The organism is Devosia geojensis (assembly GCF_000969415.1).
Taxonomy (GTDB): domain Bacteria; phylum Pseudomonadota; class Alphaproteobacteria; order Rhizobiales; family Devosiaceae; genus Devosia; species Devosia geojensis.
Map to the genome: position 1 here is coordinate 56,059 of NZ_JZEX01000081.1, position 20,806 is coordinate 76,864.

Consider the following 20,806-nt stretch of genomic DNA (forward strand, 5'->3'; position numbering starts at 1 on the left):
CGGCGCGCGTCCGGTTCGTTCGTAAGTACCACGGAGCTACAGGCCTATGCGCCGACAGGATATCGTTGAAAAGTTGAAAGCGCAGATCGCGGCCGGACGCCCGGTCGTCGGGGCCGGCGCGGGCACGGGGCTCTCGGCCAAATGCGTCGAGGCGGGCGGGGCCGACATCATCGTCATCTACAACTCCGGCCGCTTCCGCATGGCCGGCCGGGGATCGCTGGCGGGCATGATGCCATATGGCGATGCCAACCAGATCGTCGTCGAGATGGCGGCGGAGGTGTTGCCGGTGGTGCGCCGCACGCCGGTCCTCGCAGGCGTCTGCGGCACCGACCCCTTCCGGCTGATGCGCGTTTTCCTGCGCCAGATCAAGGAGATGGGCTTTGCCGGCGTGCAGAACTTCCCGAGCGTCGGGCTGATCGACGGCGTCTTCCGGGCCAACCTGGAAGAGACCGATATGGGCTATGGCAAGGAGGTCGAGATGATCGCCATAGCTCACGAGCTCGACCTGCTGACGACCCCCTATGTGTTCAACCCGCGCGAGGCCGAGGACATGGCGCGGGCGGGCGCGGACATCCTGGTGCCGCATGTGGGGCTGACCACCAAGGGCACGATCGGTGCGCAGACCGCCATAACGCTCGACGACGCGGTGCGCGTCGTGCAGGACATGCACGACGCGGCCAAGGCCGTGAACCCGGACATCATCGTCCTCTGCCATGGCGGCCCGATCGCCGAACCCGAGGACGCGCAATACGTTCTGAGCCGCACATTCGGCATCAATGGCTTCTTCGGTGCATCGAGCGCGGAGCGCCTGCCCACCGAAATCGCCATCACCGAGAACATGAAGCGTTTCAAATCGATCTCCTTCGCCGATGTCAGGGACACACGGCAGGACGAGACAGTGGACCATGGGAGGAACGGATGAGCCTGGTGAAACCCGACAGCGTGCCGACGCAGACCTTCGACTGGGGGATGATCAAGTGGTTCATCACCCCGGGAGCGACGCCGGGCGCCGGCATGACGTTCGGCGAGGTGATCCTGCTGCCGGGCGAAGGACATACACGCCACAACCACCCGGAAGCCGAGGAGATCCTTTACGTGCTCTCCGGGACCGGCCTGCAGATGGTCGACGACAAGCCGCCCTACCCCGTAGGTCCGGGCGACACGATCTACGTGCCCACCGGCATCTATCATTCGACCGTCAACGACGGCTGGGAGCCGCTGCGCCTCATCGCCGTCTACAATCCCGGCGGCCCCGAACGCGACCTCGAGGCCCTGCTGGACTTCCGCGAGGTGCCGGCCGGCACCAGGGCCCGGCTGATCCGGGGTTGAGCCATGGCGCGGGTCGTGCTCCTCGGCACCCTCGACACCAAGGAGGCCGAATACCGGTTCTTGCGTGAGAAGATCCTCGCGGCCGGCCATGACGTTGTCGTCATCGACGCCGGCATCACTCCGTATGTCTCGGGCATCGCCGACTACGACAGCACATTCGTGGCGCGCGCCGCCGGCCATGACGTTGCAGCGCTCGCCAGCGCCGGGGACCGCGGGGCGGCGGTAAACGCCATGGCCGAGGGAGCGGCGGCCGTGGTGCTGGACCTCCTTTCCGGGCAGGGCTTCGACGGCATCTGTGCGCTCGGAGGATCCGGGGGCTCGGCGCTCGCCACCCACGCCATGCGGACCCTGCCGATTGGGGTGCCCAAGCTAATGGTCTCGACGGTCGCTTCGGGCGATATCGGGCCCTATGTCGGCACGTGCGACCTGACGATGATGCATTCGGTCGTCGACATCGCCGGCCTCAACCGCATCAGCGCGCGCATTCTCGAAAACGCGGCGGGCGCCATCTCCGGCATGGCCGCGGCCTATGCCGCGCGCGACCGGCAGGCGAGCCACCGTCCGGTGGTCGCGGCCACCATGTTCGGGGTCACGACCAAGGGTGTCATGGCGGCAAAGGAGTGGCTCGAAGAGCGCGGCTACGAAGTTCTGGTCTTTCACGCGGTCGGCACGGGCGGACGGGCGATGGAAGCGCTCGCGGCCGATGGCTATCTCGACGGCATCCTCGACCTGACGACGACCGAACTCGCCGACGAACTCGTCGGCGGCATCTTCTCGGCCGGCCCCGACCGTCTGCGCGTCGCCGCGCGTCACGCGGTGCCGCAAGTGGTTTCGGTCGGCGCGCTCGACATGGTCAATTTCGGGCCGCGCGACACCATACCCGCGAAGTTCGCCGGGCGCCGGCTCCATAAGCATAACGCCAGCATCACCCTCATGCGCACGACCCCCGCCGAATGCGCCGCCCTTGGCGGGATCATCGGCGAGCGGCTGGCGAGCGGGATATCCCCGACGCGGGTCTTCCTCCCCTTGCGCGGGATATCGGCGGTCGCGGTTCCCGGCGGCATTTTTCATGACGCCGAGGCGGATACCGCCCTCTTCACGTCCCTCCGTTCAGCCCTCCCGACCCATATCGAGATCACGCAGCTGGATACCGACATCAACGACCCGGCCTTCGCGACCGCCGCCGCCGCGGCGCTCGACGAGCTCATCACGAAGGCCGGGCGCCCAAGAAGGGCGAGCGCCGGCTAAGCGCAGCTCCGCTCCGCCGCCGGCGACCGGGGCGAATGCCGGTCTCGACGCCTCAATAGATCGTCCCGCGTTTCCCCACACAGCGTTTGCGATTGCCATGCCGCATGCCGGGTACCCTGCTCTTGCACCGATATTGCACTTATGTCATATGACTTATGTCATAAGTTGCGAGCAGGGTTGATGTCGAATATCTTCAGCGTCGAGGGCAAGGTCGTTGTCGTTACCGGTGGGCTTGGGCAGCTGGGGCGCGAGTTCGCGTCCTCGCTCGCCAACGCGGGCGCCAAGGCCGCCATCTATAGCCGCCGGCCAATCGAGGACGCCGAGCTGGACCGGCTTTTCCCGGGCCTCGGGCGGGACCGGCTGCGCGTCTATGTGGCGAGCGTGACCGACAAGGAGGCCCTGGAGGCCGCGACCGACCAGCTCGTTGCCGACTGGGGCGTGCCGCATGCGCTGGTCAACAATGCCGGCATCGACTCCAAACCCGACGGCGCGGCCGACCAGAACGGCCCCTTCGAGACCTACCCGCAGAAGTACTGGGACGAGATCATCGACGTGAACCTCACCGGCGTGATGCTCTGCACACAGGTCATCGGCTCGCGCATGGCCGAGCTCAAGCGCGGCAGCATCATCAATGTCGGCTCGATCTATGGCATCGTCTCGCCCAACCAGGCGCTCTATGCCTATCGCGAGGCGCGCGACGGCGTGCCCTTCTTCAAGGCCGTTTCCTACGCCGCCTCGAAGTCCGGCCTCGTCAACCTGACCCGCTATGTGGCGACCTACTGGGCGCCCAAGAACGTGCGCTGCAACCTCATTTCCTTCGGCGGCGTCAAGACCGGCAGCTTCGACAAGGAATTCGTCGAGAACTTCCTCGCCCGCGTGCCGCTCGGACGCCAGGCCGAGAAGGGCGAATACAACGGCGTCATCCAGTTCCTGGCCTCCGACGCCTCAAGCTACATGACCGGCTCCAACGTCGTCGTCGACGGGGGCTTTACCGCGTGGTGACCCCTGGCGCTCCCGACCGCGGCAAGCTCTCCGACCTCGTGGTTTCGGCCATCGAAGCCGAGATTCTTGCCGGCGAGCTCAAGGTCGGCGAGCGCCTCGTCTCCGAAGCGGACCTGGCGCGCCGGTTCAACATCTCGACGCGGTCGGTGCGCGAGGCCATGCAGATCCTCGAGACCAAGGGGCTCGTCCGCCGCCGGCACGGCGAGCGCGCCGAGGTGGTGCGCGACGATGTCGGACAGTTCCTCGATTCCCTGACGGCCACCGTCCGCTCGCTCTTCGCGCAGGATCCGGGCTACCTCGTCCAGCTCATGGACGTGCGCAGGATGATCGAGCTCGAGGTCGCCGGCAGGCTCGCGGGCGGCGAGGGAAAGCTTTCGCCGCAGATCGAGGCGGCGCTTACCGATCTCGCCGCCGCCAAGGACTTTTCCCAGTATGCCGAGGCCGACGCCGATTTTCACCGGGCACTGGTGCAGTCGCTGGGCAACGAGATCCTCTCGACCCTCTATGGCAGCCTCTATGGCCTGATCTCCGAGATCATCCGCCTCACCAGCCGGGTGCCCTCCAAGACGCAGGCGGAAGGCGTCGCCGAGCACCAGCACATCTTCAAAGCCATCCAGTCGGGCCAAGTCGAGGAGAGCCGCCGGCTCATGCGCGAGCATATCGACAACAGCACGACCTATCTCCAACAGGCGGTCGACGCCGGAAAAGTGCGGGAGCAGAAACCCTGATGGGCTACGACTACAACAACACCGACTGGGATGCGATCAAGCGCCTCTCCAAGTGGTATTCCGGAGACATCCATGACGTGCTCGACGGGCGCGGACCCTATGGGTACCTCAAGGGCATCAGCCAGTTCGGCGTGCTGCAGCCCGGCCAGGTGATCTGCGGCCCGGTCTCGACCGTGCGCTACGAGCCGAGCACCCGTGTCGGCCAGCCGCAGGACGTCTACCATGGCGCCATCGATGCGGTGGTCAAAGGCGGCATCCTCGTCGTCGATTCCTCCTGTGCCGAAGGCTCGGGAAGCGGCGAACTGATGTGCACCGGCGCCAAGACCAAGGGCGCGGCGGCGACCGTCGTCAACGGTACCGTGCGCGACCTCGCCGAAGTGCGCAAGCTCAACTATCCGCTCTTTGCTAAGGGCATGAGCCCGGTCGGCGTGTCCGGCCGTATGGAGCCGGCCCACTACCAGGTCGAGCTCGATATCGACGGGGTGAAGGTTCGTCCCGGCGACGTGCTCTTTGCCGACATCACCGGATGCGTCGTCATCCCCGCCGGGCTCGTTCGCGAGATCGCAGACGCGGCCGACGCCAACGGCATTGCCGAAGTGCGTTGCCGCGAGCGCATTCTTGCCGGCGAGAACCTGCGCGATATCTGGCCGGTCGGCTCTGCCGGCCCGGTCTGACGAACATCGACCGGCCCCCAACGGGGCCGGCTTCTCATGTTTGCCGCGCTTTCAGAAGGAGGGGCCGGTGGCAGGATCAGCGCTGGAAGCCGAGCCTCTGCGAGATGAGGTTGGCGTGGTAGATCACGACCTTGTTGAGCTCGTCGACTTCGCTCATCGGCAATTGCCATGCCGGCGCACTGACGCTGATGGCCGCGAATACCGCCCCGGTCTGGTTGCGGATCGGCGCGCCGAGGCACCGCAGGCCCGGCTGGTGCTCGCCATTGTCTATGGCAAAGCCACGCTCGCGGGTCGCATGCAGCTCCTCGCGCAGCGCCCCCGGCTCGGTGATCGTCGTCTCGGTGAAGCGCTCGAGGCCGGCCTCGATGACGCGGGTGACGGTTTCCTCGGGCTGGAAGGCGAGGATCGCCTTGCCGACGCTCGTGCAGTAGGCGGGCGAGTTCTCGACGAGCCTGTCGGAGCTTCCCTCGACCTCGGTACGCTGGATGACGACGGCGCGCAGCCCGTCGAAGACGGCCAGGTGCACCGCCCTGCCCGTCAGGCGCTGCAGGGAATCGACGATGGTGCGCCCTTCCCGGTTCAGCTCGAGATTGGCGAGGACGATATTGCCGAGCTCGAAGAGGCGCAGGCCCAACCGGTAGGAATCGCGCTCCCGATCCTGCTCCACGAACCCGACTTCGCGCATGGCCGCCAGCAGCCGGTGCGTCGTCGAGCGCGGATAGCCGGTGCGCGCGCAGATATCGGCAAGGCTCAGCGCACGGTGCGTGGTCGAGAAACAGTCGAGGATACGGGCGACCTTGGTCAGGGACTTGAGCCCCTCGTCGGACCGGCCCGGCTTCGTTTGCGGCGCAGAGATCTCGTTCATCGCGTCTTCTTCGGCTCGCCCTTGCGCGGCGTTTCGCCGCCGACTCCCGTTGATCTTTCTAGATTATCGCACGTGCCTTGTCAGGACGGGGGCCCCGCCTGATGCGCACCCTTCGTCACGGCCCTCACCAACTCGGCCAGCGCCAGCATGCCCGGATCGTCAAGCCCGACGCTCCTGTCGGCGAACATGCGGGCGCGCCCCATGGTGCAGGGTCGGTCGCGGAATTCGGCGAGGACATCGTCCATGGCCGCCACGGCGGCTTTGGCAAGAGCCTCAGGATTGGACTTGCGGTCGAGCGCCCTGGCCAACGCATCGAGCCCGTCGATGATGGTCTTGGCGCCGAGCTCGGCCTTGCCGCGCATCATGGCGGCGTCCCGCACCTTGCCGATGATCGGCCCGAGCCGGTCCCAGCCGATCTCGGCCTGCCCCGCCGTCTCCTTGCCCGCCGTCATCATCGCGGTGATGACGAGGGTGCCGAGGCTCGAGCCCGTCGAGGCCGCGCCGGCTTTGGCAAGCGCCATGAACGCCGCGCCGAGGTCCGGCTGGGCTTCGATGTCGACCGCCGCGAAGGTGGCGATGAGGCGCGCGAGCATCGAGCCGGTGTCGCCATCGCCGAGCTTAGCGTCGGCGGCGTTGAGTTCGTCAGTGAGGGTTTCCATGCGCGCATTCGCCCGTTTGAGGGCAACCGCAAGATCGTGGGCGGTGAAGGCCATGATGTTTTACCCCACCTGCCAGAAGGGACATTGGGCGGGAGCGGCGAGCAGCGGTTCGATCTCCTCGTCGAGATAGCAGAGGCTGATCGAGGCGCCGCCCATTTCCATCGAGGTCACATAGGGCCCGGTGAGGCGCTGACCGATGGCGATCCCCGCCTCGTCCAGCACCTTGGCGACGCGCCGGTAGATGATGAAGAGCTCTTCGAAGGGCGTGGCGCCAAGGCTATTGACGAGAACCGCCACACGGCGCGCGTCCTGCGGGCGCTCGGCCAGCAGCAGGCCCATCATCTCGTCGACCAGCTCGTCGACCGGCCGGATCGGCTTGCGCCAGATGCCGGGCTCGCCATGGATGCCCATACCCATCTCGATCTCGTCGTCGGCGATGGTGAAGTTGGGACCGGCGGCACCGGGAATCTGGCAGGACGAAAGCGCGATGCCGATGGTGCGGGTGCGATCGACCGCCTTCTGCGCGGCAGCCGCCACCGCGTCGAGGTCGCCGCCGGCCGCGGCCTTCGCGCCGGCGGCCTTGTAGGCGAAGATGAGGCCGGCGACGCCGCGGCGCTTGGCCGTCTCGTTCGGGCCGGCACTGGCGATGTCGTCGGTGCCGAGAACGGTGCGGGTCTCGATGCCTTCCATGGCCGCGAACTCGCCCGCCATTTCGAAGTTCATCTTGTCGCCGCCATAGTTGCCGAAGAGGCAGAGAACCCCTGCCCCGCCATTGGCTGCCGCGATCGCGTCCTGGCAGGAATTGATCGTCGGGCCCTCGAAGACGTTGCCGATGGCGCAGGCGTCGAGCAGGCCCTCGCCAACGTAGCCGGTAAAGAGCGGCAGGTGGCCCGAGCCGCCCCCAGAGACGACTCCGACCTTGCCCAAGGGCATGGTGCGGCTGCGCGCGATGGCGCGCCGGTCGTTGCCGACGTGGACGAGCTCGGGATGGGCGGCGCACAGCCCATCGAGCATCTCGTCGACATAGTTGGCGGGATCGTTGATGAGCTTCTTCAAAATCGCCTCCCCAAAGAGTGCGGCCGGCAGCCGGTGCCGTCGGCCGGCATCCTATCAGGCCGCCGAACGGCCGCGTACGGTCACCAGTTCGAGCACGGGGCCGAGCGCGGCGTCGATCTTCTTCTTCTGCTCGTCGGTGACCTTTTCCATGGGCGCGCGCGGATGGAAGAAAGCCAGGCCCTGGCGCGACTGCACGTACTTGACGCAGGCGGGCAGGTTGTCGTGCCGCATGGCGTTCCAGAGCGCGTTGAGGCGGAAGTGGATGTCCTTGGCGGTCTCGTGGTCGCCGGCTTGAACGGCGTCGTAGAGCTTGACGGTCACGCCGGGAACGGCGCAGGTCAGTGCGCTGATCGCGCCGTGGGCGCCGAGCGAGAAGGCGGAATAGAGCAGCGCGTCGATGCCGCTGAGGATGAGGTTCTCGGGCTTGGCGCGCAGCAGCAGGTCGGAAACGGACTTGAGGTCGCCCGAGCTCTGCTTCATGCCGACGACGCCCGGCACCGCCTCCATGATCGACAGCATCGCGTCGACGCTGAGATAGTTCCAGGGAATGACGTTGTAGATGAGGATCGGCGTCTTGGTCTCTTCCCAGATGGCGCGAAAGTGCTCGATGGTGGCTTCGAGCTCCGGCTTGAAGAGGTAGTGCACGGGCGTCACCTGGAGTGCGGCGATCTTCATGTCGCCGAGCGCCTTGACGCGGTCGATGGCCTCACGGGTCGACTGCACGATGAGGCCGGCGACGAACGGCACGCGGCCGGCGGTCGCCTCATAGGCCTCGGTCATGGCCTCGACGAACTCGCCATGCGAGAGAGTATGCCCCTCGCCCGTCGAACCGCCGACGACAACGCCGCGCACGCCCGATTCGACCATGAAGTCGACCTGGGGCTTGAGCGCGCCGCGCACGAGGTTGCCCTGTTCATCAAAGGGCATGGAAAGCGGGGGCAGGATACCCGTCAGGGTCTGGCGCACCGACTGGGCCACCGGGTTGGTCATCGTCTTCCTCCATCAGCGGGCGTGACCGCAAACTGCCGGTCACCCCCTGGTTTCGATCCGGGCGTCGCGCCGGAGAGGCCATCTCTCTGCGCACGACACAAATTCCACTATGCGGAATTCATTTCCACTAACATTGTTTTAGTGCGACACGATCGATGCTGTCAATCCGTCTTTTTGTCGCCAAAGACTGGCCTTAACGGGTCGTAAAGTAGAATGGGAGCACTTCGTTGCTGTCGGAAGCGCCTTGTGCTTAATTCCGTATTGCGGTACAGAGTGCCGCTGTGTGGTAGATTATCTTTCACCAAAAGGCGCCAGGACGGCGCCAACGGGAGGTTCCATGAACATCGTGAAGAAAATCGTGCTCGCGGCCACCGCGACACTGGCCATGGTCGGCTCGGCCGTGGCTCAATACCCCGAGCGTCCGCTCACGCTCATCATTCCCTGGGCAGCGGGGGGCGGCACCGACGCCACCGGCCGCATCATCGCGACCATGCTCGAGGAAAAGCTCGGCCAGCCCATCACCATCAACAACCGCACGGGCGCCGGCGGCATCGTCGGGCACGAGGAAATCAAGGCGGCGGCGCCCGATGGCTATACGCTCGGGATCATCACCACCGAGCTTTCCATGTACAAGCCCGTGGGCACGGCCAACCTCAGCTACGAGGACTATGACCTGATTGGGCTCTTCAACGCCGATCCGTCCGCAGTGTTCGTGCGCGCCGATTCGCCCTACCAGACCATGGCGGACCTGGCCGAGGCGATCAAAGCCGACCCGGCGGCTATCCAGGCGAGCGGGGCCAACTTCGGCGGCCTCAACCACCTCTCGTGGGTGAGCCTGGTGCAGTTGCTGGGCGCTCCGGCCGAGAAGGCCTTCTGGATCCCGACCGACGGCGCCACGCCTTCGCTGCAGCTGCTGGCGTCCGGCGCCATCGACGTCGCCGTCTCGCAGTTCCCCGAGGCGCAGGCCCTGGTCGATGCCGGCGAAATCCGTCCGCTGGCGTATCTCGGCAACGAGGCCAACCCCAAGCAGCCGGACGTGCCGCCGCTGACCGACGCGCTCGGCCTCGAATTCTCGATCGCCGGCTGGCGGGGCCTCGCGGTGCCCAAGGGTACCCCCGAGGAGATCGTGACCCAGTTGACCGGGCCCTTGAGGAGATCGTCAACTCCGAGGAGTTCAAGACCTTCATGGACGGCCGCAACTACGGCGTGGTCTGGGCCGGTGGCGCCGATTTCGAAGAGTATCTGCGCACCCGCGGCGAAGCCTTCGACGCCGCCATTACGACGGCCGGCCTCGTCGCCGGCTGATACGAGACAAGCGTTTCGCCCCGGCCGGCCCTTGGGCCGGCCGGGGCTTCGTCTGCTTGAGGAGGAAAACATGAAATCCAGAAGTCTCGCCGACCTGGCGCTCGGGATCGTCTTCGCCCTGGGCGGAGCGTTCATCCTCAGCCAGGCCCTCGCCATCCGGGGGATGCCGGGCATGCCCGTCGGTCCTGGCCTGTTCCCCACCATCACCGGCATCGGCATGATGGTTTTCGGCGCTGTTCTCGCCTTCCAGGCCTGGTTCGCGCCTGCGAGCGAGGCGAGCGCCATCGTTCCCGAAGGCAGCGATGCGCCGCAGTCGCTCGACACGCAATCGTCGCTGCTCAACCCGTTTTCTCTGGGCATTCTCGCCTGCGTCGTCGCCAGCATCGTCCTCATCCCGATCCTCGGCTTCCTGATCGCCGGCACGCTGGTGACGTTCGCAGTCGTGCTCCTGGGGGGCGGCCGGCTTCTAACGGCGCTGATCTTCGCGCCGCTCGCGACAGGGCTCATCTACGCCGCCTTCGTCTACGGTTTCCGCGTGCCGCTTCCGCACGGACTTCTGGGGTAAACCATGGACGCGTTCGTTACCGCTCTCGGCCTGGTCTTCAATCTCGAGACCCTGCTCGTCATCGTCGCCTCGGCGATCTTCGGCCTTTTCGTCGGCGCCCTTCCGGGCCTGACCGCCACCATGGCGACGGCCCTCCTGGTGCCCGTCACCTTCTACATGGCGCCGATCCCGGCGATCGCCGCCATCATCTCGTGCACGGCCATGGCCATAACCGCCGGCGATTTGCCCGGCACGCTCCTGCGCATCCCCGGCACGCCTGCGTCGGCGGCCTATGTCGAGGACTCCTACCGTATGGCCCAGAACGGCCAGGCGGGCCTCGCCATTGGCATCGGCGTCATCGGCTCGGTGCTGGGCGGGCTCTTCGGCTTCGTCTTCCTGCTGTTCACAGCCCCTGCCCTCGCCAAGTTCGCGCTGGGGTTCTCGAGCTTCGAATATTTCTGGCTTGCCGTGCTGGGTCTCAGCTGCGCCGCGCTCATTTCCTCGGGCGGCATCGCCAAGGGCGCGCTCTCGCTGCTGCTCGGCCTCTTCATTGCCCAGGTCGGGCTTGACCCTCTGACGGCCGCGCAGCGCTTCACGTTCGGGTCGACGGAGCTGGCCGGCGGCATCAGCTTCATTCCGGCCATGATCGGCATGTTCGCCCTGGCCGAAATCCTGCGCGCCGGACGCAGTCCCATCTCCAAGGTGCCACAGGTCAACGTGCGCAATCCCTTCAAGGGCACGCTCAAGGTCATCTGGCAGTACCGCAAGAACCAGGCGCGCGGTTCGATCATCGGCAGCCTCATCGGCGCCCTGCCGGGCGTCGGCGGAGATCTGGCCGCGTGGGTCACCTATTCACTCGCCAAGCGCACCTCCAAGACGCCCGAGAAATTCGGCAAGGGGCACCCGGAGGGCCTGGTGGAAGCCGGCGCCACCAACAACGCCGCCCTCTCCTCCTCGTGGATTCCGGCCATGGTCTTCGGCATTCCGGGGGACGCGGTCACCGCCATCGCCGTCGGCGTGCTGGTCATGAAGGGCCTCGATCCGGGGCCGCAGCTCCTGACCGTCAATCCGCACAACTTCTATGCGGTTATGCTCGTCTTCGTCATCGCCAATCTGCTGATGCTCCCGCTGGGATATGTCGCGGCCCGCTCGGCGCGGCGCATCTTCGAAGTGCCCCGGGCGCTTCTCAACGCGGCGATCCTGCTGTTCTGCATCGTCGGGTCGTATTCGATCAACAATACCATGTTCGGCGTCATCATCATGCTGGTCCTCGGCATCGTGGCGTTCATCCTCGAGTCGCGGCAGTTCGCCATCGCCCCGATCATCCTCGGCATCGTGCTCGGTCCCCTCGTCGAGCAGAACTTCACCACCTCAATGATGATCACCAGCGGCAATTTCCTTGGCTTCTTCAGCCGGCCGATCGCGGGCGCCCTCGGGATAGCGACCCTGGTGATCTGGGGGCTAGCCATCGCCGCCACCATCATGCGGGCCCGCAGGGCGCGCGCCGAGCAGCTTTCCGCACAGACGTCTCCTCCCTGACGTCGACGGGGCCGCCGGGTACATGCCCGGCGGCCTTTCTCCATCCAGCACCTTCTCATGGCGCTCGGAATCCTCTAAGCAGGGCCACATCCACAGGGGTGCCCCGTTATAGCCGGGGCTGAGATGCGGGCGGCAGGCCTGCGGACCCTATAGCTGATCTGGATCATACCAGCGGAGCGAGAGGGACCATGTATTCAGGCGTCCAGTTTTCCCTATATCCCATGGCCGACGATTTCGTCGGCATCATCACCGGCGCGCTCGGCGCGCTCGATTCCTACCGCGATCGGTTGAGGATCGAGACGGACGATATCTCGACCCTGCTCGTCGGCCCGCCGGAACTGCTGTTTCCGGCCATGCGCGACCTCTTCGTCTCGGTGGCGGCGTCGGGCGTCCATTGCGTGCTCTCGGCCAGCGTCTCGCGCGGGTGTCCGGGCGGCGAGGACCAGTCGATCTGCGATACCGACGAGCCCATCGGCTCCGTCGCCGAGCTGCCCCGACGCATCGAGGCCGCGGTTCGCAAGGTTGCGGAAGCGCCACGGACCGGCCAGCCGGTCGCCGGCCAGTTCGCGCTCTACGTCCTCGGCTCGGACACGCACATGCCGGAGGTTTATGGCTGCATAGAGCTGCTGGAGCGCTCGGACGTCCTCGACCGGCCCAAGAATTTCGTGACCAAGGTCAAGGGGGACGCCGGCGCGGTGTTCGAGGCCCTCAGCGAAACCTTCATGCGCTTCGGTCCGAGCGAGGGCCATATCACCCTCGACATCACCATCTCCGCCAACAGCCCCAGCCCTGGGGCTGATCTCAGACCCTGACGATCCGCCGCCCCAGCACCCTGCCCGCCAGGATGTCCTCGGCGGCGGCTGGCAGGTCGGCAAGGCCGATCTCCTCGACGAACGGTTCGTAGCCGGTGGCATCGAAAAGCTCGACAAGCCGCGTCCATGCCTCGACCCGCGCGGCGTAGGGCTGCATGACGCTCTCGATGCCGGCGAGCGTGACGCCGCGCAGAATGAACGGCAGCACGTTCGTCTCGAGCTCGATGCCGCCCGCGTTGCCGAGCGTGGCGACCGTGCCGCCGTAGTTGACCTGCCGCAGCAATTTGCCGAGCACCGCCCCGCCGACGCAATCGACCACACCGGCCCAGCGCGCGCTTTCCAGGGGTTTGTCCGGTTCGGCGAGGAACGCCTCGCGCTCCAGTACCTCACGAGCGCCCCGCGCCTTCAGCATATCCGCATGTTCGGGGCGACCCGAGAGCGCGGTCACCTCGTATCCCAACCGCGCCAGCAATCCGACAACGATCGAGCCGACACCGCCGGCGGCGCCGGTCACCATCACCGGTTCGCCATCAGGCCTCACACCGGATGCCTCCAGCCGGTTGACGGCGAGCATGGCCGTCAGGCCCGCCGTGCCCAGCACCATCGCCCAACGGGTAGTCGCGCCGGCAGGCAGAGGCACCAGCCAGTCGGCCTTGACCCGGGCCCGCTCGGCATAGCCGCCCCAGTGCACCTCGCCCACCCGCCAACCGGTGAGGATGACCTTGTCGCCCTTGGCGTAGCGCCCGTCGCCGCTCTCGCGAACGGTGCCGGCAAAGTCGATGCCCGCCACATGCGGATAGCTGCGCACCAGGCCACCACGGCCGGTAAGACAAAGTCCGTCCTTGTAATTGAGACCCGCCCACTCGACGTCGACGGTCACTTCGCCTTCCGGCAGGTCGTCGTCGACCAGCATGCGCACGGATGAGGTAGGCACCCCATGTTCATTCCTGTCGGTCACCAACGCCCGGAACGTCATGCCTTTGCTCCCTTTGTCCCATCCCCATAGCAGCCTTGCGCGCCACAGGAAAAGGCGGGACGGAATCCATGGGAAAACCCAAATCGCCACATGGACACGAACGGGCAAAAATCGTGGTGATAAACCGCTTCACGTTTCAGCAAGCTTAAACTATGAGCTTGCGCGCCATACGCCGCAAAAATAGGCTGCCGGTTCGGGAGGCCGTATCAACCGGCGCCGGCGGAGCCCCTGGCCGCCATGCAAAAGGAAACCACTCGACATGCGTAAGTCTCTGGCCCAATCCCTCGCCCTGGCGCTTGCCGCCACGAGCGCGCTCACGGCTGCCCCGGCCATGGCGCAATCGCGCACCCTCACCATCTCCTGGTGGGGCTTCAACGGCGAGAAGCTCGAAGCCATCGTCCTCGCGCCCTTCCGCGAGATGTGCGATTGCGAGCTCGTTTTCGAGACCGGCAACAATGCCGACCGTCTCAACAAGCTGCAGATCCGCGGCGGCACCGGCGTCGACGTTGCCTACTTCTCCGACAGCTTCTCGCAGACGGGCATCGAACTCGGCCTCTTCCAGCCGGTCGATCGTTCCAAGATCCCCAATATTGAAGGGATCTACGAGCTGGCGCAGGCGCCGCAGGGCGAGTTCGGCCCGGCCTACACCATCGGCCGCGTCGGCATCGTCTACGACGCCGAGCAAGTCGATCCGCCGATCACCTCGTGGAACGACCTCTGGCGCGAGGATCTCGCCTCGTCGCTCTCGCTGCCGGGCATCACCACCACGGCCGGCCCGATGGTCGTCCTCAAGGCCGGCGAGCACGCCGGGGTCGACGCCTATGCCGACGCGGACGGCGCCTTTGCGGCGGTCACCGAGCTGCAGCCCAACGTCGTCAAGAACTACAACACCGGCTCGGAGATGATTAACCTCTTCTCGACCGGCGAGGTGAAGGCGGCCATCGCCCAGGACTTCACGCTGGGACAGATCCAGGCGGCGGTGCCGTCGGTCGTGTGGGCCGATCTCGAGGAAGGCTCCATCGCCACCCTCAACACCGTCAACATCCCGACGGGCGCCGCCGAAGTCGATCTCGCCCACGAGTTCATCAACTTCATCCTCTCGCCCGAGATCCAGCAGACGCTGGCCGAAGAGGGCGTCGACGCGCCTGTCCACACCGCCGTCGAGCTGACGCCGGAGCAGGCTGCCCTCTGGACCTACGGCGCCGATGTCATCGCGGGCCTGCAGCGCATCGACTACACCGCCATGAACGCCGCCAAGGGCGGCTGGGTCGACCGCTGGAACGAAATCTTCGGCATGTAATAAAGGTTCGGCGCGAGGCTTGCTTCGCGCCGAAAATTTGCACCGGACCGCATCCCCACAGGGTCATCCCCGCGAAAGCGGGGAACTCTGTTGGGTTCATTTTCTGCTGAAAACAGAGGTTCCCGCTTACGCGGGAATGACCCGGAGATATAGATGCGGCATCGGACCTGTGAGCAGCAGTTGGATCTCACCTCATGAAACGCTTCGCCGGCTGGACGCTGGCTTCTCCGGCCACCCTCGTCATCATCGCCTTCCTCGTCCTGCCGGTGCTCGCCACCTTTTGGACGACGTTGACGACGCCCGGCGGACCGCTGGAGCCTTATCTCGCCTTCTTCGGCAGCGGCTTCCGCCGCACCGTGCTGTGGCGGACGATCCAGGTGTCGCTGGCGACGACCGCCATAGCGCTTGTCGTCGGGTTCCTCACCGCCTACGTCATCTCGCGGGCGCCTCGGTGGTTGAAATCGATCCTCATCATCGCCGCCGTCTTCCCGCTGTTGACTGGCGTCGTGGTGCGGTCCTTCGCCTGGCTCATCATCCTCGGGCGCAACGGCATCCTCAACAACTTCCTCATCTCCATCGGCGTCACCGACGAGCCCTTCGCCATGCTCTACACGCAAGGCGCTGTCATAACCGCCATGGTCTACCTCTTCGTGCCGCTGATGATCCTGACGCTTGCGGGGGTGCTCGAGTCCATACCCGACGACCTCATTCAGGCTTCCGCGTCGTTGGGCGCAACGCCGGCGGCGACATTCCGGCAGGTCATCCTGCCGCTCTCGGTGCCGGGACTCATCGTCGGCGCGGTGCTGGTCTTCACAGGCAGCTTCACCTCCTACGCCACGCCCCAGCTCCTCGGCGGCGAAAGCGTGATGATGATGGGCACCCTTATGTACCAGCAGGCCATGGTCACCTTCGACTGGGTCAGCGCCTCGACCATCGCGATGGTGATGGTGGTCATCACCATCGCCATCGTCCTCGCCATGACCCGGCTCGCCCGCCGCCTCAATCCGATGGCCGTCTGATGACCCGCTCCGTACATCCCGCGCTCATCGCGCTCGCCGTCCTCGTCTTCATCTTCCTCGTCGGGCCGCTCGTCATCGTGGTCGGTGCGGCACTCAGCGACACGAGCTATCTCACCTTCCCGCCGCAGGGCCTATCGCTGCGCTGGTTCGAGAACATCTTCGAGATCGCCGCCTTCCGCCGCACGATCGTCACGAGCCTGCAGATCGCCTTCATCTCGACCGGCATCGCGCTCCTCATCGGCATCCCTGCCGCCTATGCAATGAACCGCTACCGCGTGCAGCTGCCCGGGTGGCTCTCGACCCTCTTCGTGCTGCCGGTGCTGGTGCCCGAGCTCGTGCTCGGCTTTTCGCTCCTGAAGTCGGTCGCGGTGCAGTTCACAATCCCCATCTACATCTCGCTCGTCATCGGGCACACTCTGCTCGTCCTGCCTTACGTCGTGCGCGTCATCAGCGCGAGCCTCGCCGGGTTCGACTTTTCGGTCGAGGAAGCGGCGGTCAGCCTCGGCTCACCGCCATTGAAGACCTTCTTCACCATCCTCCTGCCCAATGTGCGCTCGGGCGTGATCGCCGCCTTTATCCTGGCGTTCATCACCTCGATCAACGACGTGTCGATCTCGATCTTCATGACCGGGCCCGGCATATCGACGCTACCCATCCAGATCCTCGCCCATACCGAGCAGTTCTTCGATCCGACGGTCGCGTCCGTCTCGGTGCTGCTCATGGTGCTGACCGTCGCCGTCATGGCGATCGTCGAGCGCACCCTGGGCCTTACCTTCCTTGCCAAGTAGAGCCGCCTCGTGACCCAACGCCTCGTTCTCGATCACATCACCGCCCACTACGGCTCGACCCGCGTGCTCGAAGATCTCTCGCTCGACATCGCCGAGGGCGAGCTGGTCTCGCTGCTCGGCGCCAGCGGCTGCGGCAAGACGACAACGCTGCGCCTCATTGCCGGATTCCTGACCCCCACCGCCGGCACCATCACGCTCGGCGGCAAGGACCTGACGCGCCTGCCTGCCCACAAGCGCGACATCGGCCTCGTCTTCCAGAACTACGCGCTCTTCCCGCACCTTTCCGTCGCAGACAATGTCGGCTTCGGCTTGAAGCAGCGTGGCATTGCCGGCGAAGCGCGAGCCAAGCGCGTCAATGCAATGCTCGAGCGCGTGGGCCTTGCCCACCTTGCCGAGCGCCTGCCCGGCGCGCTCTCGGGCGGCCAGAAGCAGCGCGTGGCGCTCGCGCGCGCCCTCGTCATCGAGCCGCCGCTGTTGATGTTCGACGAGCCCCTCTCCAATCTCGACGCCAAGCTGCGCGTCGACATGCGCGTCGAAATCCGCCAGCTCCAGCGCGCCAACGGCACCACTTCGGTCTACGTGACCCATGATCAGGAGGAAGCATTCTCGATCTCCGACCGCGTCGCGATCATGCATCAGGGCCGCATCATGCAGCTCGACACCCCCGAGATGCTCTACCAGCGCCCGGCCAACGCGTTCGTCGCCCGCTTCGTCGGTTTCGAGAACCTCATCCAGATGAAAGTCATCGCCCGCGAGGGCGGCAACGTCACCGCTGAAGCGGCCGGGGGCGTGCGCCTCTCGCTCTCGGCCGACCGGTTCGGCGCCATTCCCGACCGCTTCATCCTCGCCAGCCGCGCCGACGGGCTGGCTGTCACCGACGATCCGAACGCCGACGGCATTCCGGCGACCCTTGGCCTTCGCACCTATCTCGGCCGCGCCTATCAGTACCAGTGCGAGACGCCCGCCGGTCACCTCCTCGCCAACGGCCCCCTCACCCGTCCCTTCGCGCCGGGAACCGCAGCGCGGCTCGTACCCGTGCCCGAGCAGTGCACCATATTGGCGCCGGAGGACCAGAACCGGTGATCTTGTTGGTGGCCGCAGACACCCCCCTCCCATCCTCCCCCGCAAGGGGGGAGGTGTGGGCCTGTGCTTTTGGAAAGACTTTGCCACGAGCACTATGCGACACCTCCCCCCTTGCGGGGGAGGATGGGAGGGGGGTACCACGCGCCGCGTCCAGCACCGACAGGGTCCAGTCAGAATGACCACCCTCCTCACCAACGCCTGGGTGCTGACGCTCGACGATGCCATGACCCAGCACGAGCGCGGCTGGGTCCATATCGAGGGAGATACCATCGTCGCCCTTGGCTCCGGCGCCCCACCCGACATCCCCGGCGCCGAAGCCGTCGACTGCGATGGCGATATCGTCATGCCGGGCATGGTCAACACCCATTGCCATATGGGCATGTCGGTCTTCCGCGGCCTCGGCGAGGACGTCGACGACCGGCTCTACCGCTATATCCTGCCGCTCGAGCGCAAGTTCGTCACGGCGGCGATGGTGCGCGCCGGCTCCGCCCTCTCGGCGCTGGAGATGATCCAGGGCGGCGTCACCACCGTCGCCGACATGTATTATTTCGAAACCGAAGTCGGTCGCGTCGCCGCCGAGGCGGGCCTGCGCGCCATCGTCGGCCAGACCCTCGCCGATTTCGACCCGCCCGACCACAAGGACTTCGACCAAGGGTTCGCGAGGGTCGAGGAGCTGGTCGATGCGTTCGCCGGCCATCCGCTGGTCACCCCCTCCATCGCCCCGCATGCCCCCTACTCAACCGGCCTCAAGGTCATGGAGCGCGTCGCCCAGTGGTCCGCCGATCACCCGGACGTGCCGGTGCAGATGCACCTCGCCGAAAGCACGCTGGAGGTGAACTGGGCCCGCGACACCCACGGCAAGTCCACAGTCGCCGTCACCCGGGATGCGGGTCTCCTGAAGCCCAACCTCATCTGCGCCCACTGCCTGCAACTGGATGACGCTGACATCACCATGATGTCCGAACACCAGGTCTGCGCCGTCACCAATCCGCGCTCCAACGGCAAGGCCGGCCGCGGCATCGCGCCGGTCGAGAAGCTGCGCAATGCCGGCATCCCGGTCGGCATCGGCAGCGACGGCGCCATGAGCGGCAACACGCTCGACCTCTTCAGCCAGTTCGCGCCCGTCTCGATGTTCGCCAAGCTGCTGGGCGGCTCCCGCAAGCCCCTGCCCGCGGTCGAGGTGGTGCGCATGGCGACCATCGAGGGCGCCCGCGCCCTGAGCCTCAACCTCAAGACCGGCTCGCTGGAATCCGGCAAGCAGGCCGACCTCACCCGCGTCAGCCTCGCGGCCGAACGGCTGCATCCGATCTACGATCCCTATTCCATGCTGGTCTTCGCCGCCCTGCCGAGCGATGTCACCGACACCATGGTCGCCGGCCGCTGGCTGATGCGGGATCGGCAGGTGCTAACCCTCGACCGCAAGAAGACGCTGCGCGACGCGCTACAGATCGCCCGGACCTTCAAGGCGGAAATGATCCGCATCGACGAAGAAAAGTCATGACCACACAACACCTTGCCGCCGTTCTCGATGAAGTTGATTCAACGCTGGACGCGAGCCTTGCCCGCCTCTTCGACTTCATTCGCATCCCCTCGATCTCGACCGATCCGGCCTATGCCGGCGATTGCCGCCGCGCCGCCGACTGGCTCGTCGGCGAGCTGACCGCCCTCGGCTTCGATGCCTCGGCACGCGACACCACGGGCCATCCGATGGTCGTCGCCCATGGTTCCGAGGAAGGCCCGCACGTCCTCTTCTACGGCCACTACGATGTGCAGCCGGTCGATCCGCTCGAGCTTTGGACCGCGCCGCCCTTCGAGCCCTCGCTCGTGCCGCAACCGGATGGCGAAACGCATATCCGCGGGCGCGGCGCCTCCGACGACAAGGGCCAGCTCCTGACCTTCATCGAGGCCTGCCGTGCCTGGAAGGCGGTGACGGGCAAGCTCCCCATCCGCGTCTCCATGCTCTTCGAAGGCGAGGAGGAGGCGGGCAGCCCAAGCCTTGCGCCCTTCCTCGAGGCCAGCGCCGCCGAGCTCAAGGCCGACGTTATGCTGGTGTGCGACACCGACATGTGGGACCGCGACACCCCCGCCATCACCACCATGTGGCGCGGGCTCGTCGCCGAGGAATTCGAAGTCACCGCCGCCGACCGCGACCTGCATTCGGGCATGTTCGGCAATGCGGCGCGGAACGCCGCCGAAGTGGTCGGCGCCATCGTCGGTCGGCTGCGCGACGCGGACGGCCGGGTGTTGGTCCCCGGCTTTTATGACGGCGTTCGCGAATTGCCCGAGGCGATCAAGGCGCAGTGGAGCCGCCTGCCCTTCGACGAGGTGAAGTTCCTCGGCGACGTCGGCCTCTCCGTGCCCGCCGGCGAGAAGGGCCGCAGCGTCCTCGAGCAGATCTGGGCGCGTCCCTCCTGCGAGATCAACGGCGTCAGCGGCGGCTATACCGGCGCGGGCTTCAAGACCGTCATCCCGGCAAAGGCCAGCGCCAAGGTCTCCTTCCGGCTCGTCGCCGGCCAGGACCCCATCGCCATACGCGACAGCTTCCGCGCGTTCGTGCGCAGCCTCGTGCCGTCCGATTGCTCGGTCGAATTCAAGTCCTTCGGCGCCGCCCCGGCGCAGGTAATGCCGCTCGAAGGCGATTTTCTGACCAAAGCCCGCCAGGCCCTGACAGACGAGTGGAACCGCGAGGCGGCGCTCGCCGGCACGGGCGGCTCTATCCCCATTCTCGGCGAGTTCAAGCGCCGGCTCGGCATAGATTCGCTGCTCGTCGGCTTTGCCCGCTTCGACAACCGCGTCCACAGCCCCAACGAAAAGTACGATCTTTCGAGCTTCCACAAGGGCATCCGCTCGTGGGTGCGCATCCTCGCCGCGTTCGCGCAATAGGGAGAC

20 protein-coding genes and 1 riboswitch are annotated in these 20,806 nt (G+C 66.2%); of the genes, 15 read left to right on the forward strand and 5 right to left on the reverse strand.

Annotated features, from left to right (window positions below):
- Positions 1–46 precede the first annotated feature (46 nt).
- From VE25_RS07585 to VE25_RS07610, 6 genes are all read left to right on the forward strand, one after another.
- Positions 47–922 carry a phosphoenolpyruvate hydrolase family protein gene (locus VE25_RS07585; protein ID WP_046107993.1) on the forward strand — a complete coding sequence of 292 codons (876 nt, stop codon included), beginning with the start codon at positions 47–49 and terminating at the stop codon, positions 920–922.
- The gene (locus VE25_RS07590; protein WP_046107994.1) at positions 919–1,329 is read left to right on the forward strand and encodes a cupin domain-containing protein; all 411 of its coding nucleotides are present in this window, start codon (positions 919–921) and stop codon (positions 1,327–1,329) included. The genes VE25_RS07585 and VE25_RS07590 overlap by 4 nt, the downstream gene beginning before the upstream one ends.
- Positions 1,330–1,332: 3 nt before the next feature.
- Complete coding sequence (locus VE25_RS07595) at positions 1,333–2,577, forward strand: Tm-1-like ATP-binding domain-containing protein (protein ID WP_046107995.1); 1,245 nt, start codon at positions 1,333–1,335, stop codon at positions 2,575–2,577.
- Between the two features lie 180 nt (positions 2,578–2,757).
- Positions 2,758–3,579: an SDR family oxidoreductase gene (locus VE25_RS07600; protein WP_046107996.1), complete on the forward strand. Its 822-nt coding sequence runs from the start codon at positions 2,758–2,760 to the stop codon at positions 3,577–3,579.
- On the forward strand, positions 3,573–4,307 hold the full coding sequence (locus VE25_RS07605) for a FadR/GntR family transcriptional regulator (protein WP_046107997.1): 735 nt from the start codon (positions 3,573–3,575) through the stop codon (positions 4,305–4,307). The genes VE25_RS07600 and VE25_RS07605 overlap by 7 nt, the downstream gene beginning before the upstream one ends.
- Complete coding sequence (locus VE25_RS07610; protein ID WP_046107998.1) at positions 4,307–4,981, forward strand: RraA family protein; 675 nt, start codon at positions 4,307–4,309, stop codon at positions 4,979–4,981. Before VE25_RS07605 ends, VE25_RS07610 begins: the two co-directional genes overlap by 1 nt.
- 76 nt (positions 4,982–5,057) lie before the next feature.
- On the opposite strand, the gene VE25_RS07615 is transcribed toward VE25_RS07610, so the two are convergent.
- The 4 genes from VE25_RS07615 to VE25_RS07630 form a co-directional block, all read right to left on the reverse strand.
- Positions 5,058–5,846, reverse strand: coding sequence for an IclR family transcriptional regulator (locus VE25_RS07615; RefSeq protein WP_046107999.1), 789 nt, complete (start codon positions 5,844–5,846; stop codon positions 5,058–5,060).
- Positions 5,847–5,926: 80 nt separating this feature from the next.
- Positions 5,927–6,559 (reverse strand): DAK2 domain-containing protein, encoded by a 633-nt coding sequence (locus VE25_RS07620; RefSeq protein WP_046108000.1) that lies wholly within the window; start codon positions 6,557–6,559, stop codon positions 5,927–5,929.
- Between the two features lie 6 nt (positions 6,560–6,565).
- A complete protein-coding gene (locus VE25_RS07625) occupies positions 6,566–7,561 on the reverse strand; it encodes a dihydroxyacetone kinase subunit DhaK (RefSeq protein ID WP_046108001.1) in 996 nt (331 codons plus the stop codon).
- Positions 7,562–7,615: 54 nt separating this feature from the next.
- Complete coding sequence (locus tag VE25_RS07630; protein ID WP_152664551.1) at positions 7,616–8,551, reverse strand: dihydrodipicolinate synthase family protein; 936 nt, start codon at positions 8,549–8,551, stop codon at positions 7,616–7,618.
- Between the two features lie 337 nt (positions 8,552–8,888).
- Here VE25_RS07630 and VE25_RS21755 point away from each other — a divergent pair, with 337 nt between their 5' ends.
- The 3 genes from VE25_RS21755 to VE25_RS07650 all read left to right on the forward strand — a co-directional run bounded on the left by VE25_RS21755 (position 8,889) and on the right by VE25_RS07650 (position 12,751).
- Complete coding sequence (locus VE25_RS21755) at positions 8,889–10,421, forward strand: tripartite tricarboxylate transporter substrate-binding protein (RefSeq protein WP_052731807.1); 1,533 nt, start codon at positions 8,889–8,891, stop codon at positions 10,419–10,421.
- Positions 10,422–10,424: 3 nt separating this feature from the next.
- Positions 10,425–11,939: a tripartite tricarboxylate transporter permease gene (locus tag VE25_RS07645; protein ID WP_046108003.1), complete on the forward strand. Its 1,515-nt coding sequence runs from the start codon at positions 10,425–10,427 to the stop codon at positions 11,937–11,939.
- A gap of 84 nt (positions 11,940–12,023) precedes the next feature.
- Positions 12,024–12,136, forward strand: a riboswitch (TPP riboswitch).
- Complete coding sequence (locus tag VE25_RS07650; RefSeq protein ID WP_046108004.1) at positions 12,128–12,751, forward strand: YkoF family thiamine/hydroxymethylpyrimidine-binding protein; 624 nt, start codon at positions 12,128–12,130, stop codon at positions 12,749–12,751. Its footprint overlaps the riboswitch before it by 9 nt.
- On the opposite strand, the gene VE25_RS07655 is transcribed toward VE25_RS07650, so the two are convergent.
- On the reverse strand, positions 12,741–13,727 hold the full coding sequence (locus VE25_RS07655) for an MDR family oxidoreductase (protein WP_046108005.1): 987 nt from the start codon (positions 13,725–13,727) through the stop codon (positions 12,741–12,743). The genes VE25_RS07650 and VE25_RS07655 overlap by 11 nt on opposite strands.
- Positions 13,728–13,986: 259 nt before the next feature.
- Here VE25_RS07655 and VE25_RS07660 point away from each other — a divergent pair, with 259 nt between their 5' ends.
- The 6 genes from VE25_RS07660 to VE25_RS07685 all read left to right on the forward strand — a co-directional run bounded on the left by VE25_RS07660 (position 13,987) and on the right by VE25_RS07685 (position 20,800).
- The gene (locus VE25_RS07660; RefSeq protein WP_046108006.1) at positions 13,987–15,027 is read left to right on the forward strand and encodes an ABC transporter substrate-binding protein; all 1,041 of its coding nucleotides are present in this window, start codon (positions 13,987–13,989) and stop codon (positions 15,025–15,027) included.
- A 194-nt stretch (positions 15,028–15,221) separates the two neighbouring features.
- The gene (locus VE25_RS07665) at positions 15,222–16,046 is read left to right on the forward strand and encodes an ABC transporter permease (protein ID WP_046108007.1); all 825 of its coding nucleotides are present in this window, start codon (positions 15,222–15,224) and stop codon (positions 16,044–16,046) included.
- Positions 16,043–16,834 (forward strand): ABC transporter permease, encoded by a 792-nt coding sequence (locus VE25_RS07670; protein WP_046108049.1) that lies wholly within the window; start codon positions 16,043–16,045, stop codon positions 16,832–16,834. Before VE25_RS07665 ends, VE25_RS07670 begins: the two co-directional genes overlap by 4 nt.
- 9 nt (positions 16,835–16,843) lie before the next feature.
- The gene (locus tag VE25_RS07675; protein ID WP_046108008.1) at positions 16,844–17,917 is read left to right on the forward strand and encodes an ABC transporter ATP-binding protein; all 1,074 of its coding nucleotides are present in this window, start codon (positions 16,844–16,846) and stop codon (positions 17,915–17,917) included.
- 175 nt (positions 17,918–18,092) lie between these two features.
- On the forward strand, positions 18,093–19,418 hold the full coding sequence (locus VE25_RS07680; protein WP_046108009.1) for an amidohydrolase family protein: 1,326 nt from the start codon (positions 18,093–18,095) through the stop codon (positions 19,416–19,418).
- A complete protein-coding gene (locus VE25_RS07685) occupies positions 19,415–20,800 on the forward strand; it encodes a M20/M25/M40 family metallo-hydrolase (protein WP_046108010.1) in 1,386 nt (461 codons plus the stop codon). The genes VE25_RS07680 and VE25_RS07685 overlap by 4 nt, the downstream gene beginning before the upstream one ends.
- Positions 20,801–20,806 lie beyond the last annotated feature (6 nt).

What these genes read in the sequence shown, in the direction of transcription:
- VE25_RS07630 (WP_152664551.1), bottom strand. Translation starts at nt 8,551, where the DNA reads ATGACCAACCCGGTGGCCCAGTCGGTGCGCCAGACCCTGACGGGTATC.
- VE25_RS07650 (WP_046108004.1), top strand. Translation starts at nt 12,128, where the DNA reads ATGTATTCAGGCGTCCAGTTTTCCCTATATCCCATGGCCGACGATTTC.
- VE25_RS07680 (WP_046108009.1), top strand. Translation starts at nt 18,093, where the DNA reads ATGACCACCCTCCTCACCAACGCCTGGGTGCTGACGCTCGACGATGCC.
- VE25_RS07615 (WP_046107999.1), bottom strand. Translation starts at nt 5,846, where the DNA reads ATGAACGAGATCTCTGCGCCGCAAACGAAGCCGGGCCGGTCCGACGAG.
- VE25_RS07595 (WP_046107995.1), top strand. Translation starts at nt 1,333, where the DNA reads ATGGCGCGGGTCGTGCTCCTCGGCACCCTCGACACCAAGGAGGCCGAA.
- VE25_RS07600 (WP_046107996.1), top strand. Translation starts at nt 2,758, where the DNA reads ATGTCGAATATCTTCAGCGTCGAGGGCAAGGTCGTTGTCGTTACCGGT.
- VE25_RS07590 (WP_046107994.1), top strand. Translation starts at nt 919, where the DNA reads ATGAGCCTGGTGAAACCCGACAGCGTGCCGACGCAGACCTTCGACTGG.
- VE25_RS07655 (WP_046108005.1), bottom strand. Translation starts at nt 13,727, where the DNA reads ATGACGTTCCGGGCGTTGGTGACCGACAGGAATGAACATGGGGTGCCT.
- VE25_RS07585 (WP_046107993.1), top strand. Translation starts at nt 47, where the DNA reads ATGCGCCGACAGGATATCGTTGAAAAGTTGAAAGCGCAGATCGCGGCC.
- VE25_RS21755 (WP_052731807.1), top strand. Translation starts at nt 8,889, where the DNA reads ATGAACATCGTGAAGAAAATCGTGCTCGCGGCCACCGCGACACTGGCC.
- VE25_RS07665 (WP_046108007.1), top strand. Translation starts at nt 15,222, where the DNA reads ATGAAACGCTTCGCCGGCTGGACGCTGGCTTCTCCGGCCACCCTCGTC.
- VE25_RS07610 (WP_046107998.1), top strand. Translation starts at nt 4,307, where the DNA reads ATGGGCTACGACTACAACAACACCGACTGGGATGCGATCAAGCGCCTC.
- VE25_RS07620 (WP_046108000.1), bottom strand. Translation starts at nt 6,559, where the DNA reads ATGGCCTTCACCGCCCACGATCTTGCGGTTGCCCTCAAACGGGCGAAT.
- VE25_RS07660 (WP_046108006.1), top strand. Translation starts at nt 13,987, where the DNA reads ATGCGTAAGTCTCTGGCCCAATCCCTCGCCCTGGCGCTTGCCGCCACG.
- VE25_RS07645 (WP_046108003.1), top strand. Translation starts at nt 10,425, where the DNA reads ATGGACGCGTTCGTTACCGCTCTCGGCCTGGTCTTCAATCTCGAGACC.
- VE25_RS07685 (WP_046108010.1), top strand. Translation starts at nt 19,415, where the DNA reads ATGACCACACAACACCTTGCCGCCGTTCTCGATGAAGTTGATTCAACG.